Raw genomic sequence first — 15803 nt, 5'->3', positions numbered from 1 at the left:
GCGCCGAACCGAATTACCGGCCAGCAGCGTTGTGCCATGACGCCGCCGTCCGGCGTACCTTTGGCCGTCTGTTTGCTGCCCTATGTCGCGCTTTTTGGCTTATTTCCTCACCGCCCTGCTGCTGCTCCAAACCTTGGGGCCGGAGGTGCTGGTGCTGAACTACCAGCTGAACAAGGCCGAAATCACGGCCCGCTACTGCGTGAACAAGGCCCGGCCTCAGCTGCGCTGCAACGGCAAGTGCCATCTGGCCCAGCAGCTGCGCAAGGCCGAAGGCGGCGACAAAAAAGCGCCGGCCGCTTCGGTGGCCAAAGCCAAGTTCGAGGTGCTGCCCACGGCCGCCGTGGTGCTGCCGGCCCTGCGCCGCTGGCCCCGGCCGGCCCGGCGCTTTGCCCGCCCGCTGGTGGCGCGCTGCGAGGCCGGGCGCCCGCTGGGCGTGTTTCGTCCGCCCCTGATACAGAGCTGATATAAGCAGCCCGGCGCAGTGCCCGGGCTCTTTTTCGGGTTTGCCGTGTGCACGGCAGGCCCGGGTGCCCGCGCACCCCAGTTCCGGTTATCCCCCTCCCCCATTTGCTTTTTCCGATGAAACGCTTTTCTATTTCCATCTGCACGCTGGCCCTGGCGGCACTCGCTCTGACGGGCTGCAAAAAAGACGGCGACATGCCCGCCAACCAGGTCGGCACCGTCGACCTCGCCTTCGAGCAGACCGTGGGCACTGCCCCGCTCGCCCTCAGCACCCAGACCTACACCACGCCGGCCGGCGACCAGTTCAAAATCACCACGTTCAAGCAGTATATCTCCAACATCAAGCTCACCAAAACCGACGGGTCGGTGTATGCCGTGCCAAACAGCTACTACCTGCTCGACGCGGCCGTGCCCGCTACGCAGGAGCTGGCGCTGAAGGACATTCCGGTGGGCGACTACAAGGCCCTCACCTTCACGGTGGGCGTGGACAGCGCCCGCAACGTGTCGGGAGCCCAGACCGGAGCGCTCGACCCCAACAACAACATGTTCTGGACCTGGAACTCGGGCTACATCTACACCAAGCTCGAAGGCACTTCGCCGCAGGCCCCCAAAGCGGCCGGCGCCACCGAGGGCGGGCTGGTGTTCCACATCGGCGGCTTTCTGCGGCCGAACAACACGATTCGCACCGTTACGCTGCCCTTCCCCACCGGCACCAACCTGCTCATTCGCACCGACCACGCCCCCGAAGTGCACCTGAACGCCGACGTGATGAAGATGTTCACGGGCCCGAACACCATCCGCTTCGCCACGCTTTCGAACACCATGGGCGGGGCCAACTCGGTGCTGGTGGCCAATAACTACGCCGCCGGCATGTTCTCCGTCGAGCACATTCATGCCAACTAAGCGGCCATGAAACCCCTTGCTGCTGCCTCGCTGGCCCTGGGGCTGGCGGGGCTGCTCCTAGCGGGCTGCGGCCTGAGCGATGTGCCGGTGCCGGAGCCCCCGGTGCCCGGCACCTCGCTCCCGGCCAACTTCCCCGCCCCCGTGTATGCGCTCGATGCCAACCCGCCCAATGCGGCGGCGTTTGCCCTGGGCCGCAGCTTGTTCTACGATGCGCGGCTCTCGCGCGATGGGTCGGTGTCGTGCGGCAGCTGCCACCAGCAGTTCGTGGCCTTCGCCAATGCGGGCCACCGCCTGAGCCACGGCGTGGCCAACCGCCTGGGCACGCGCAACGCCCCAGCCCTGCAAAACCTGCGCTGGAAATCGGAATTTTTCTGGGATGGCGGGCCGAAAAACCTCGAAACCCTGCCCCTGGCCCCGCTCACCAATCCGCTGGAGATGGACGAGACGTTGCCGCACCTGCTGGCCAAGCTCAACGCCGACCCCGACTATACCCGGCGCTTTGTGCAGGTGTACGGGCCGGGGCCCATCAACTCCTACCAGTTTCTGCGGGCGCTGGCGCAGTTCACGGCGGCGCTCACCTCGGCCAGTTCGCGCTACGACCAGGTGGCGCGGGGCGAGCACGGCGCGGTGCTGAGCGCCGCCGAGCAGCGCGGCCGGGTGCTGGTGGCACAGCAGTGCGCCAGCTGCCACGCCACCGATTTATTCAGCGACGAAAGCTACCGCAACAACGGCCTCGACGCCACGTTCGGGGCCGACTCGGGGCGGGCGCACATCACCGCCCGGGCCGCCGACGTGGGCCGCTTCAAAGTGCCGAGCCTGCGCAACGTGGCCCTCACGGCGCCCTACATGCACGACGGCCGCTTTGCCACCCTGGAGCAAGTGCTGGCCCATTACGACCACGGTGTGGTGGCCTCGCCCACACTCGACGCAGCCCTGCGCCCGGCGGGCGGCCCGCTGGGCATCCCGCTCACGGCCGCCGAGCAGGCCGATATTATTTCCTTCCTGAAGACGCTCACCGACGACGCCTTCGTGCACGACCAGCGCCTGGCCGAGCAGCCCTGAGTGCGCTGAGCCAACGGCTTCACTTCCTTGATTTTATTGCCATGAACTATACAAGACTACTCCTGCTGGGCGGGCTGCTGCTGGGGCTGGCAGGCCCGGGCCGGGCCTGCGACATCTGCGGCTGTTTTATGGGCATCACGCCCTACGACAATCAGAGCAGCTTCAGCCTGATGCACCGCTACCGCATCTTCAACAGCTACCACGCGCTGGGGCAGGCCCCGCAGTTTTTTCCGACGGGCGCGCGGCCATTTTTGCCGTCGCCCCTGAACGGCGACAACGGCTACGCCCACTCGCACCACGGCGACCCAACTGATTTTGAGGCATTTCGCGTGCTTGAGCTGCGCGGCAAGTACTTCCTCTCGCGGCGCGTCGAGCTGAACGCCTTCGTGCCCTACGTGATGAACACCTCGCAGATAAACGGCCGGCAGCTGAACTCGGCGGGCGTAGGCGACGTGACGGTGTTTGCCGGCTACCACCTCATCCGGGCCATCGAAACGGCGGGCGTGCAGAGCCGGCTCATCGTGGGCGGCGGCCTGAAGCTGCCCACCGGCGAGTACGACCGCCGCAACGCCAACGGCGTGCGCTACGCCCTGCTGAACCAGGTGGGCACGGGCACCACCGACGGTTTCATCTACGCCAACTACATCTGTAGCTACCGCAGCTTCGGGCTGAGCGTGAACAGCAGCTACCGCCGGGCCACCGAAAACCGGTTTCGCAACAGCCTGGCCCCCAGCACGGCCACCTACGCCAGCCTGTTCTACCGCGTGCCGCTGGGCGAAAACTGGCAGCTGTACCCTTCGGCGCAGTTTTTCTACGAGAAAACCAAGGGCGAAATGCTCGAAGGCCAGCTTACCGGCGAGCACGCCATGAACAACGCCCTGCTCGGCCCCGGCCTCGATGTGTACTACAAGAACTTCTCGCTGAATACCGGCTTCCAGTTGCCCATCTACACCGCCGAAACCGACCACCCGGCCAGTGCGGGCCGCCTGGTAGTTTCCGTCGGCTACAGCTTCAACCAGACCAAATACCTGCTGGGGCCCAAGAGCTAACCCGGGCTTATTGATTAGGTTGCAGTTGCGCGGGCATTATTATCTTCACGAAATTGTTGGGTGCGCTATGAAATCACTACGCTTCGCTGGATTGGGCCTGCTGCTGGGGCTGGCTGGTTGTGGCTCGACGCCGGAACCGGTGAAGCCTGCCGACCCGGACGGGCCGGTGGTGGCGCCCACTACTTACAACCTGGTGGTGCCGGCCAAATTCCCGGCCCTGCCCGCCGCCCCGGCCGACAACCCGCTCACGGTGGAGGGCGTGGCCCTGGGCCGGCAGCTGTTCTACGAAACGGCGCTTTCGGTTGACAATTCGATTTCCTGCGCCTCGTGCCACCGCCAGGAGCTGGCGTTTACCGATGGCCGGGCCCGCGCCCTGGGCGTGAACGGCGGCGTATCGCCGCGCGGGGCTATGTCGCTGGCCAACCTGCTTTGGGAGCCCCGGCTGACCTGGGACGGGGCCGCGACGACCCTGGAAACCCAGGCCCGCATTCCCATCGAGAAGCCGGTGGAAATGCACCAGTCGCTGGCCGCCGGCGTGGCGCGGCTGCAAGGCATGGCGCTGTATCCGCCGCTGTTCCGCAAGGCGTTTGGCAGCAGCACCCTCACCGAAGCCAACACCCTGAAAGCGCTGGCCCAGTTCGAGCGCACCCTGATTTCGGGCAATTCGCGCTACGACCAGTTCCGCAACGGCAACCGCACCGCCCTGAGCAGCTACGAGCAGCAGGGCCTGCTGCTGTTCACCACGCACCCCGACGGGCCGGCCGGCGTGCGCGGCGGCAACTGCAGCGACTGCCACGGCGAGCCGCTGTTTACCGACCACGCTTTCCGCAACAACGGCCTCGATGCCACCTTCAGCGACCTGGGCCTGGGCGGAGTCACCGGCCTGCCCACCGATAACGGCAAGTTCCGGGTGCCCTCGCTGCGCAACATTGCCCTCACGGCGCCCTACATGCACGACGGCCGCTTCGCTACCCTCGAAGCCGTGCTCGACCACTACAACGAGCACGTGGTGGTGAGCAGCCCCAACGTGGACCCGCTGCTGCTGAATGGCAGCAACGACCCGCGCGGCCCCGGCAACCCGCTGAGCCTGACAGCAGCGGAAAAGGACAAAATTGTGGCCTTTCTGCGCACGCTCACCGATTCGACATTCATCCGCGACCCGCGCTTTGCCCGGCCCTAGCAGCCGGGCGGAGGCACCGCTAAACACCCGAAACACGGCTTTTTGGGAATGCGTAAGCCGGGTACACCAACCTGCTTTTCCGCTATGAGCATCACGCTGAATTCCGCCGCCGTGACCTTCGCCAAGGACCTGATTAAGAACGGCAAAATCAAGAATGACTCGGGCCATTGGGGCCAGCACAACCCCGATACGGCCGACGAAAACGCCTACCTTCAGCAGCACGAGCTGGCCGACTACGCCAACTGGCACCTCGGCCTCGACAAAAGCAAGGGCGAAGACACCAAAGGCCGCTACAGATTTCCCTTCGGCGACTTCAAAACCGTGCACCGCGACGGCCTGATTGCGGCCAAGGAGCGCGCCGCCCAGCAGGGCTACCACGCCATCGAGCAGGCTGCCGACGAGCTGCTGGCGCTGCTGGAAAAGCAGGCGCAGTAGCTCCGGTTACCCAACAGCAAAAGCCCCGGCCGCGTGTGCGGCCGGGGCTTTTGCTGTTGCACGGAAGCGTCAGCCTACCCCTCCGCTCACCAGAAACGCGTGGGCCTCGGCGGCTTCGCCAAAGTTCTTGTACTGAATATTGCCCGGCAGCACGCCCACCTGTATCTGGCCCACGGCCCGGCGCGCAAATACATCGAGCGGCAGCAGCGTGGCCACGCGCACGTGGGCGGGGCGGGCCACCTGGCGGCCCTGCCAGTACGCCACTACCCAGGCCTTTTCCTCGTCGGTGAGCGGGGCCATCAGCCGGGTGTCGGAGAGCAGGTTGGTCCAGCCCCGGCGCAGCAGCAGCGCCCCGGCCTGCGTGAGCATGGCTGCAATGGCACCATCGGGCCGCTTGCCCGCCCGGTAGCGAATGAGCCCATACCCGGCCGGGTGCTCGAACAGTTCGCCGGCGGCATTCGAAAAAACAACGGGCAGTACAGAATCGGGCATAGATGGCAGGTGGGGCGACAAAAATAGCGGCAAAAATCTGGTAGCCGCCCGCTCAGTTTGTTCGCCTCCGACACTCCAAAAACAAGACGGCCCCCGGTCCATTGCAGGACCGGGGGCCGTTTACGCATTCGCCGGAGTGCTTATTGCACCACCAGCTTCTTCACTACTACCCCGGCACTGGTGTTCAGGTGCAGGGTGTAGACGCCCGTGGCCAGGTTGGCCAGGTCGAGGCGGTGCGCCGCCGCGCCCTGAGCAGGCAGCGACTGGGTGCGCACCGTGCGGCCCAGGGCATCGACCAATTCGGTCGATACTGCCACGCGGCCCAAAACAGCCGGCAGCTCCACGAACGCCGTGGTAGTGGCCGGGTTGGGGTACACGCCCACCTGGGCGGCCAGTGCGGCCGGGGCCGTAGCCAGCGCCGCCTGCGGCGAGAACACCAGCTCGAAGCGGCTGGTGAGCAGCGCCGAAGCATTGCTTACCACGAAGCTGTAGCTGGGCTGCTGGGCCAGGTCCACTACGGCGCCGGTCTGCTTGTCGCGCAGGTATACGGGCGTGGTGGTCAGGTTCAGCACCTCGGCGGCGTTCAGCGTGTAGCTGCCAGCGGCAGGTACGCCCACGGCCAGCGGCACAATGCGCTGGGTGGTGGTGAGCGGCTCCAGGCCGTTCACGCACAGGCGCTCGGTGGCCGAGATGCTGCTGCTCAGGTTCAGCCCCGAGGGGTTGGCCAGCTTCAGGCCGTCGTACTCGGCGTCGAGGCCGTTGGTGGCCCCGGCTTCAAAGTACACGAAGGCGTCGTCGGTCTGGGGCTTGCCCGCGCCTTGCAGCGTCAGGTGCACCACCGGACGGGTGCCGGCGGTGCGGTGGTAGGTCGGGTTCTGGTAAGTCGTCACGCGGTGGCTGTTCTTCAGGCTCAACGTGCCCGAGGTCTGGCCCTGCGATACCCGCACGAAGAAGCCCTGGCCCAGCGCCACCACCGGGCTGATGGTGCCGAAGCCGGCGTTGTAGAAGCCGTAGGTGCCGGTGTAGGGGTTGGTCGGGTCGTTGCTGCTAAACTGATAGATGACACCGTCCAGGTTGGGGCGGTCAGCCGCCGTTACCAGGCTCCAGTCCAGGGGCGCGGGGTACGGGTTGCCCACCAGCTGCAGGCCCGAGGCCGCGTTCGTGGCCCCGCTGTTGCGGGCCAGCGTCTGCGTCAGGGTGCCGTTGTTGGGCGCCCCCACGAAGTTCCAGGTCTGGTTGGCGGCCAGGTTCACCGTGTAGCCTTTGCCCACGGTCAGCGCGTCGCTCAGCGAACCCGGCGAGAACCAGCCCTTGTCGAAGTCGGCCAGGTTGTTGGTCGTCGTGGCCAGGCGGTCCTGGTCGTAGCCGTACACGGTGGGGAAGGGCGTTTCGGCCGTGGGTGTGGCCGAGGTGTTGTAGGTCGGGTTCACGGTGGGCGTGAAGCTGCCCGTACTCAGGCTGGCCACCGTGGCATTGCTGATGGGGGCCGACACGTGGCGGTAGCCCTGGTTCGGGTTCAGGTCGGGCGCTATGTAGCGCTGCACCGTGGTGGTGCCATTCACCACGTTGCTGCCGTTGTTGACAATCATGGCCGTGCCCGAGGCATTCGATTCCAGCGTGAACGAGTTGCCGTTGGTGCTGAAGTTGCCGTCGAGCGTGAGCACGCGCTGCACTGCCGCCCCGGCCGAGGTGGCCAGCAGCGCGCCGTTGGCGCCCACCGTCAGGTTCCAGAAGCGGGTAGTGCTGCTGCCCACGATGTTGCTAAATGCCGTGCCACCCAGCGACAGGACGGGCCCGGTGCCGGAGCTGCTGGGATTGCTGGCGCTGTAGGTGCCGTTGTTGGTCAGGATGGCGGCGATATTGAGCGTGCCGCCAACCTGCGTTAGCGTCGCGCCGCTGTTCAGGGTCAGGTTGCGCACGTTGGCCGTGCTGGACGTGATGGCCGGGAAGCGGCCGCCGCTGGGCGAGGTCGGAATGGTGGCGTTGATGGTGGCCGTGGGCACCGTGTTGGACGTCCAGTTGCCGGCCGTAAACCAGTCGGTGTTCAGGGCCCCCGTCCACGTCACAGCCGTCACGACTGGAGCCGCGATGACGAGCGTGTAGGCCTGCGAGCCGGTCGAGCCAAAGGCGTCGGTGGCCGTCACCGTGAAGTTGAACGTGCCGTTCACCGTGGGCGTGCCCGAAATCGTGCCGCCCGTGAGGGTCAGGCCGCTGGGCAGCGCGCCGGCCGTGATGGCGTAGGTGTAAGCACCCGTGCCACCCGAAGCCGTCAGCGCCTGGCTATAGGCCACGCCCTGCGTACCATTCGGCAGCGTGGTCGGGGCCAGCGTAATGGTGGGAGCCGTGATGGCAACCGTATAGGTGCGCGAACCGCTGTAGGGACCCGGGGCTGCCGAGTTGTCGGTGGCCGTTACCGTGAAGGAAAACGAGCCGCTGGCCGTGGGCGTGCCCGAAATCGTGCTGCCCGTGAGGGTCAGGCCGCTGGGCAGGGTGCCCGTGATGTTGTAGGTGTAGGTACCCGAACTACCCGAGGCAGTCAGCGTTGCGCTATAGGCCACGCCTACCGTGCCGCCCGGCAGCGAGGCCGGGGCTACCGTGATGGTGGGGGCCTGGAACTGCACGCTCACCGAGTTGCTGGCCGTGTTGCCCGTGGTGGCGGCGTCCTGGGCCACGTTGGCAGCCAGGCTCACCGTTACGGTACCCGTCGTGGTGGGCGTCACAGTGAAGGTGTAAGGACCCGCACCGCTGCCGCTAAAGCTGCCCGTGGTCACCGCGCCGCCCGTCACCGATACGTCCGTGGCCACGAAGCTCGTGCCTACGCTCTGCGAGAAGCTCACCGAGAACGGAATGGGCGAAGTGCTGGTCGGGCTGGCTGAAGTCGTGCTCACCGTGGCCGTCAGGGCCGGGGCGTAGCGCAGCGTATAGGCTGCCGGCGCCGCCGTGTTGAAGTTGCCGGCCGCGTCCTGGGCCACGTTGGCGGGCACGTTCACCGTCACGGTGCTGCCAATGCCGCTGGGCGTCACGCTGAAGGTGTAGGGACCCGCGCCGCTGCCGCTAAAGCTGCCCGCCACGATGCTACCGCCCGTCACCGACAGGTCGCCCTGCACGAAGCTGCCGTTCACCGTCTCCGAGAAGGTTACCGAGAAGGGAATCGGCGTGGTGCCCGTGCTGCCGCCCGAGGTACCGGCCGACGAGCTGATGCTCACCATCGGGACCTGCGTGTCCACCGTGAAGGTGATGGTCGGGCTGTTCGCGCTCACCGAGGAATTTGGGTTCTGCGCCGTGGCGTACACTTGGTAGACGGCGTCGGGGAAGGGAACCGGCCCGACGCTGAAGCTGCCGCCGGCTGTGGCCGTAATCGGCGAGGCCGGCTGGAAGGCCCCACCGTTCTGGCTAGAGTAGAGCACCACCTGGCTGTTGGCCGGGGCCGTGCCGCTGATGGTCACGCCCTGGTTGGTGAAGCTGTTGTTGGCCGGCGAGGTGATAACCGGGGCCGCCGTGGCGGGCTGGTTATTAATGGTCAGGGAGTAGGTGCGCGACCCAAGATAGGGGCCACCGCCGGTCGAAGCATCCGTTGCCGCTGCCGTGAAGCTGAACGTGCCACTGGCCGTGGGCGTGCCCGACAGGGTGCCGTTGCCGGCCAGCGTCAGGCCCGAAGGCAGCGCGCCGCCTATGATGGAGAAGCTATACGGAGCCGTACCACCCGAAGCCGTGAGGGTCTGGCTATACGCTGCGCCCGCCGTGCCCGTTGGCAGCGTCGTCGGCGACACCACAATAATGGGAGCGGCAATGACCAGCGTGTAGCTGCGCGAGCCGCTGAACGGGCCCGGCGTGGCCGAGGCATCGGTGGCCCGCACCGTGAAGGTGAACGAGCCGCCCGCCGTGGGCGTGCCCGACAGCACCCCCGCCGACGAGAGCGTCAGGCCCGCCGGCAGGGCGCCGGCCGTGATGGCGTAGGTGTAGGGAGCCGTAGCACCCGAGGCCGTAATGGTTTGGCTGTAGGCGATGCCCACCGTGCCGCCCGTCAGCGACCCGCTGGCCGGGGCCACCGTCACCACGGGCGCCGCCGAAGTCAGCGAGTAGGTGTTTGAGGCCGTGTTGCCGTTGCTGGCCGCATCTTGGACCGAATTGGTGAACACAAATACCGATGTCACCGTGCCGGGCGTATTCGGCGTCACGTCAAAGGTATAGGTCGAGTTGGCGGGCGTGGTGCCGGTCACCACGGTCGGGCCGCTCGTTACCGTGCCGTTGGTCACCGATAGGTCACCCGATACGAAGCCCGACACGCCTTCCGAGAAAGTGGCCGTGAACGCGAAGGGCGTCGCTACGTTGGTGCTGCCGCTGGGCACGTTTGAGGTGAGGAGCACCGACGGGCGCGTTTTGTCCACCGTGAAGGTGTTAGTGTTCGAGCTGGCGCTCACCGACGCGCCTGCGGTCTGGGCCGTGGCATACACCTGATAGGTGCCATCGGTGAACGGATAGGGGCCGAAGCTGAACGTGCCATCGGTCTGGGCCGTGGCGGTGAAGGGCGAGCCACTGACCGCCGTGCCACCCTGCGAAACGTAGAGCAACACCGTGCTGCCCGCCGGGGCCGTGCCGCTGATGGTCACGTCCTGGTTGGTGAGGCTGCCGTTGGCCGGCGCGGCAATCACCGGCGCCGCCGTCACCGGCTGCGCGTACTGCACGCTCACCGTGTTGCTGGCCGAGTTGTTGGTGTTGTTGGCGTCCTGGGCCACGTTGGCGGCCAGGCTCACCGACACCGTGCCCGTCCCGGTGGGCGTCACGGTGAAGGTATAGGGGCCCGCGCCGCTGCCGCTGAAGCTGGCGGTGTTCAGCGTACCGCCCGTCACCGTCACGTCCGAAGCCGTGAAAGTGGTGCCCACGTTCTGCGTGAAGCTCACCGAGAACGGAAGTGGCGAGGTGCTGGTCGGGCTGGCCGGTCCGCTCACCGTCGCCGTCAGGGTCGGGGCAAACACGTTGAACGTAGCCGAGGTGAAGGCATTGTACGTGGTGGCCGAGTTGGGCTGGATGACCCCGATAAACACGTTGTCGAGGCCGTCGTTAAGGAATACGTTCACCACCTGGTCTTCCACGCCCGACTGGTTGCCGCGCTGCGCGGCCACAAAGCCCACCTGGTAGGTGCCGGTGGGCACGGCCAGCCGCTGGGTCGTGCTGCCGCTGCTGCCGCCGGACGATTGCAGGAAGGCCACGAAGCTGTTCGGGGCGGGCTGGCCGGAGCTGGCCGGAGCGAAGCCGCCGCCGCCGATGCGGGCGATGCCCGACTGCGAGGCAAACGCCCAGGGCGCCGCCGACAGCCCGGTGCTGGGGTATAAAAAGTCGTTCCCGCCCAGGTTGTTGGTTTCAAACCCGCCGTTCTGCAGCGCGTTGGCCACGGGCGTGCTCGTGCCATTCTGCACCACCTGCACCCCGTCCACGAAGGCCGTCACGTCGCTTCGGCCGCTGGGGCTGCCCCCGGCTTGCAACACCAACTGCGGGCCGGCGGGGAAGCTCTTGGTGATGGTATAGGTTTCGCCCGCCGTGTAGGGCACGTTTGCTATCGCGGGCGTCGTGCCCGTGCTGTTGGCCACGTCCAGGCGCAGGGTCCCGTTGCCGGTGCCCGTGGTCACCGTCACCGTGTAGGTCGTGCCTGAAGTGGTCGACACGCTGAACACCGAAGCGCCGCTGATGCTCCCGCTCGTGATGGTGGGCGTGAAGTTGTTGGGCGTCAAGCCCGCCACGCTGCCCGAGAACACCACTTGGTAACGCACCTGGGCCGTGGCCGTGGGCGAAGGCGTCAGGCGCGTGACCGAGACGACGGTTACGCTCTGGCTAATGGTGTAGGTCTGGCCGCCGGTGAAGCCGCCACTCAGAGCGTTGCCCGCCGCGTCGGTGATGCCCGAGCCGCTGCTCTTCACGTCGAGGCGCACCGCGCCGTTGCCGTTCACGCCGGTCACCGTCACGTCGTACTGCGTGCCGCTGCTGCCGCTCACCGAGGCCACGCTGGCGATGGTGCCGGTGGTGCTGCCGGTGGTCGTCACGAAGGTGAAGCTGGCGGTGGTTACGCCCGTCACAGCTTCGCTAAAGGTCACGCGGTACGTCAACGAAGTGGCGTTGGTGGGGTTGGCCGTCGGGCTCTGGCGGTTGCTGCTGCTCACCGTCGGGGCCACCCCGTCGACCAGGATGCCGGCCGTCGAGGGGACGCCGTTGAGGGTCAGGAGGGCGTTGTTGCCCAGCGCGTCGCGCAGGGTGCCGCCGTTCAGCGCCAGCGCGCCCAGCGCGATGCCGTCCGTATCCTGGTCGCCGCTCTGCACGGTGTAGCTGAAGACCAGCGCCGCAGTGCCGGTACCCGAGACGTAGGCGGCCTGCCGGGCAGTCGCGCCGAAGGTCAGGGCCAGCTGCGGGGTGCCCGTCACGGTCACGTTTTCCGAGAAGTTTGCCGTGAAGCTCAGCGTCTGGCCGACGCGGTAGGTGCCGTTGGCCGGCACCGTCACGCTCGTCACCGCCGGGCCATCCTTATCGATGCTGTATACTTCGCCGCTGGTGTAGGGCACGTTGCTCACGCCGGGCGTGAGGCCGGTGCTGTTGTTCAGGTCCAGGCGGAGGGTGCCGCTGCCGGTGCCGGTATTCACCGTCACGGTGTAGGTAGTGCCCGAGCCCGATACGCTGCTCACGCTGGGCGTGGTGCCCAGGGTGCCGGTGGTCGTCAGGGTGAAGTTGCTGGTCGTCAGGCCCGTCACGCTGGCCGCGAAAGTCACCGTGTACTGCACGCTGGCGGCGTTGGTGGGGTTGGTGCTGGCCCGCACGATGGACGAAACGGTCGTTGGTATCGGCGTGCCCGTTATCTGGATGTTGTCGAAGGCAATTTCTTCGCTGCTGTTGTCGCCCACTTCCACCCGGAAGCTCACGTTGGTGCCGGCCACCGCGGCGGGCAGCGTGATGTCCACGTCCTGCATGGTGGTGGTCAGCAACAGGCCGGAGGCGCTGCCGTCCTGGCGCAGCCCCCCGTTATTCAAGCCCGTGAAGTTGCCCGAAGGGAAGGCCTGCCAGCCCGCGCCGTTGTTCAGGTTGTAGGAGAAGCGCAGAAAGTCGTCGGTGGAAAAAGGACTGGGGGAGGTGGCGGCGGCCTTGAGCTTAAAGTGCAGGTTGGTGAAGCCGGTGGTATTCACCGGGGCCAACTGCAGTACGCCGCCAAGCGGCGTCGCGATGTTGTTGCCCGCCGTGGGCAGTCCGTCGCTCGACGCGGGCAGGAAGAATTCCTTAGTGCCTTTGCCGTAAAAGTAGCCGCTGCCCTGGACCTGGCTGAAGACGGTGGTGGAGTTGAACGTAGCGCCGGGGGCACCCGTCAGCCGCACAAAGCCCTGCGTGCCGGAGGTAGCCGTGTTGGAGCCGTAGGTCGTGCCTTCGCCGTCATCCTCGAAGTCCTCGGTGAAAGGCAGCCCCACCGCGTCATTGAGCTTGGCCGTCACCACCACGTTGCGGCTCAATACCACACTGGTATTTGCGCCGTCGCTGACCGTAAATGCGAAACTACGCGTCCCGCCGCGGGCGGCCGTAGAGGTGGTGTTGCGGTATCTCACCGACAGCAGCAGGTTCTGGTAATTGGTTTCCGATGAAGAGCCGATAAAAGCCAGCGCGCCGTTGGTGCTGTTGGCCGCATCGAACGTGATATTGCTGCCGTTGGGAATCGTGTAGGTCAGCTCGTCCTGCGCCGCCACGCGGGTGCCGTTCGTGAAGATGACTTTGGCGGCACCCAGCGTAGTGCCGGAGGGATTGTCGGCGGTCAAAGTACTGAAAATGGGCAGCGCCGCGGCCCCTTCCGCATAAGCCCGGTCACCGGTGTCGGTGGTAGTTAGGTTCGGGCGGACGGTGGTGGCCTGGTCACCCGTTACCCGGATGTTGTCAAACCCGATTTCCGTGCCCGACTGGTTATCGTCAACCTCTACGCGGATAAACAAAAAACCCGTGCCGCTCCCAATCGGAAAATCATAACTGACGAAGGATGTGGTTAGGGGCCCTCCTACGTTGACGCCGTTTATGAACTTGTACCATAGGCTGGTAGCAGTATTGACCCCGCCCTTGAATTCACCGGCTGTTATGAAACTGGAAGATGTCGGAACGGTGTTCGTCGGGCTATAAGCGTATTGAATACGCAGGTGGTCGTCCGCGGTAGCAGTACCGCTGGTACCACCGCGCGGGTCCGTGGCCAGAATCTTGACCACGATGTTGTTGTAGTTCCCCGCGTTGGGTATTGCGTTGAGCGTCACCGTTGCTGCGGGTATGGTGCGGTTGAAATCCCTTACCCCTTCCGCCGCCCAGAACCAGGAGCCATCGGGCGTCGGCGATTGAACCGGGTTCCCAAATCCCGTCTTCGGATTGGTCGTGCGGGTGAAATAGACGCTGTTGGACGTGGTATTGGAGAAGCTACTAGTGTAGCCGTAGTCGCTACCACTGGCCTCGAAGCTTTCCTTGATGTTCAACTGAGCCCAGGCGCTGCCGGAAAGTAGAAGCAGTAACCAGAGGATTAAATGTTTTTTCATAAAAAAATATTTGAAAGGATGAAACGAATGCACTATGTAGGTCAAGGATTTACCTGATTTTAGCTTGTCTTTTTTAGGAGAATCAGTTCAGCATCTCGCCGACGCCCACCCCAAGCTGCAGGAGCTGCGCCCCGGTGAAGTAGCCTTCTTCCAGGGCCACCATGTCGAGGCGCAGGGCTTCATTCTTGCCGCACGCTACCCAGATGCCGGCCGCCGCATCGGCGTGGAGCACCGTACCGGGGGGCACCGGGCCGGTAGCGGCGTTGGGGTGGGGCAGCACGCTCAGCAGGCGCAGCGGCTGGCCGCGCAGGGTGGTCAGCGCGCCCCGGTTCCAGGGGTTGGCGGCGCGCACCAGTCGCTCAATGGCCGCGGCCGGCTCCGTCCAGCGCACCGATACATCGGCCAGGGCCGGGCGCGGCCAGTAGCGGGCCCGGGCCTCGTCCTGGGGCACGGGCGGCAGGGGCGGCGCCTCGCCGCGCAGGCTGGCCAGCAGGCGCAGGGCCACGGGGGCGGCTTGCAGCGCCAAGCGGGCCCGGTGCAGCCCGTGCGTATCGGCTGGCCCAATGGGTACGGGCTCGGCCAGCAGCACGGGGCCGGTATCAAAGTCGGCGTCCATGCGGTGCACGGTCACGGCGCCGGCTGGTTCGCCGTTGCGCAGCTGCCAGAACAGCGGCTCCGGGCCGCGGTAACCGGGCAGGGCGGCCAGGTGAAAATTGAGGAAGCCCAGCGGCGGCACCGCCAGCAGCGCCGCCGGAATGCGCCAGGGCAGCGTAAACACCAGCACCGCCGCCGGCTGCAGCTCCCGCAGCCAGGCCGCCAGCTCCGGCGCCAGCCGGGGCCGGGCCAGGCGCACCACGGGCAGGCCCAGCGTGGCGGCCTGCTCAGCCAGCTGCTCGGTGGCATCGAGCGGAGCGCAGCGGGGCACGGCCACGCCCGCCACGGCACCCTGGGCCGCCAAGGCCTGGAGAGCAGGCCAGCCCAGTTCGTTGCTGATGATAACGGCTACTTGCATATGATAGGAGGCAGGAAAGCCCGCCGCCAATCAACCGCGCTGGCCACCGGCAGCAGACGGGCTGCTACCCTGGCCGGCGCGGTTGGTTGGCGGCGGAGCCAAAGCATTAGCCGCGCGAGGGGTAGATGCCCGTTATGGCAATGGCGTAGTTCATTGCCATCAGGGGCTGGCGGTTTTCGTGGGGCTGGCTGCCGCCGCTGTTGTCCGTGTTGCCCGTAAACTGCCCGCCCAGGGTCGTGTTGGCCGAGCCATTGGCGTACTGGTTGCCCTGGTTGGCAGGGGGAGCCGGATACGTATTGGAGGGCGACTTGCTGTCGGCCGAGTCCGCCGTCTTCACCGTGCCCGAGAAGGCGTGCTGGTGCGCCGGTATCTGGTTGGCGTTTAGCGCTACCGATTCGGTGCCGGCCACCTGGCCCATCGCGTAGTTGGCGCCGCTGGCCGTCGACTGGCCCTGGCCCAGAATTACGCGGCCGCGCAGGTCGGGCAGCCTGAACGTAGTCACGCCGTCGCCGCCGTAGGTGGTGCCGAGTAGCGAAAACAAGGCCTGGTTCTGGTTAACGGGCAATGTCTGGCCCTGGCAGAGCAGCCAGCCTTTCGGCGGAAAGTTGAAGCTCATGAGGCGAATCTCGCCGAGGAATATACCGTCCATGTGGTTGGGAGCAAATACGAGG

At 66.2% G+C, this 15803-nt stretch carries 10 protein-coding genes; 6 read left to right on the top strand and 4 right to left on the bottom strand.

What is annotated here, in order from left to right:
• Positions 1–82: 82 nt before the first annotated feature.
• From MON38_RS05980 to MON38_RS05955, 6 genes are all read left to right on the top strand, one after another.
• Positions 83–463, top strand: coding sequence for a hypothetical protein (locus tag MON38_RS05980; protein ID WP_241935243.1), 381 nt, complete (start codon positions 83–85; stop codon positions 461–463).
• Between the two features lie 116 nt (positions 464–579).
• Positions 580–1365 carry an MbnP family protein gene (locus MON38_RS05975; RefSeq protein ID WP_241935242.1) on the top strand — a complete coding sequence of 262 codons (786 nt, stop codon included), beginning with the start codon at positions 580–582 and terminating at the stop codon, positions 1363–1365.
• Positions 1366–1371: 6 nt separating this feature from the next.
• A complete protein-coding gene (locus MON38_RS05970; RefSeq protein WP_241935241.1) occupies positions 1372–2427 on the top strand; it encodes a cytochrome-c peroxidase in 1056 nt (351 codons plus the stop codon).
• Between the two features lie 41 nt (positions 2428–2468).
• Positions 2469–3476 (top strand): transporter, encoded by a 1008-nt coding sequence (locus MON38_RS05965; RefSeq protein ID WP_241935240.1) that lies wholly within the window; start codon positions 2469–2471, stop codon positions 3474–3476.
• A 67-nt stretch (positions 3477–3543) separates the two neighbouring features.
• Positions 3544–4656 (top strand): cytochrome-c peroxidase, encoded by a 1113-nt coding sequence (locus tag MON38_RS05960; RefSeq protein WP_241935239.1) that lies wholly within the window; start codon positions 3544–3546, stop codon positions 4654–4656.
• Positions 4657–4740: 84 nt separating this feature from the next.
• Complete coding sequence (locus MON38_RS05955; RefSeq protein ID WP_241935238.1) at positions 4741–5091, top strand: hypothetical protein; 351 nt, start codon at positions 4741–4743, stop codon at positions 5089–5091.
• A gap of 69 nt (positions 5092–5160) precedes the next feature.
• Here the strand turns inward: MON38_RS05955 and MON38_RS05950 are convergent, their stop codons facing one another.
• From MON38_RS05950 to MON38_RS05935, 4 genes are all read right to left on the bottom strand, one after another.
• Complete coding sequence (locus tag MON38_RS05950; protein WP_241935237.1) at positions 5161–5583, bottom strand: hypothetical protein; 423 nt, start codon at positions 5581–5583, stop codon at positions 5161–5163.
• 140 nt (positions 5584–5723) lie between these two features.
• Entirely contained in the window at positions 5724–14120 is an 8397-nt protein-coding gene (locus tag MON38_RS05945) for a T9SS type A sorting domain-containing protein (RefSeq protein ID WP_241935236.1), read from the bottom strand.
• Between the two features lie 82 nt (positions 14121–14202).
• A complete protein-coding gene (locus MON38_RS05940) occupies positions 14203–15132 on the bottom strand; it encodes a methionyl-tRNA formyltransferase (RefSeq protein ID WP_241935235.1) in 930 nt (309 codons plus the stop codon).
• A 106-nt stretch (positions 15133–15238) separates the two neighbouring features.
• Complete coding sequence (locus MON38_RS05935) at positions 15239–15781, bottom strand: phage tail protein (protein ID WP_241935234.1); 543 nt, start codon at positions 15779–15781, stop codon at positions 15239–15241.
• Positions 15782–15803 lie beyond the last annotated feature (22 nt).

The sequence above is a fragment of the Hymenobacter cyanobacteriorum genome (assembly GCF_022631375.1).
GTDB lineage: Bacteria > Bacteroidota > Bacteroidia > Cytophagales > Hymenobacteraceae > Hymenobacter > Hymenobacter cyanobacteriorum.
The sequence above is the reverse complement of the archived record's forward strand: the minus strand, read 5'-3'. Positions and strand labels throughout refer to the sequence as shown.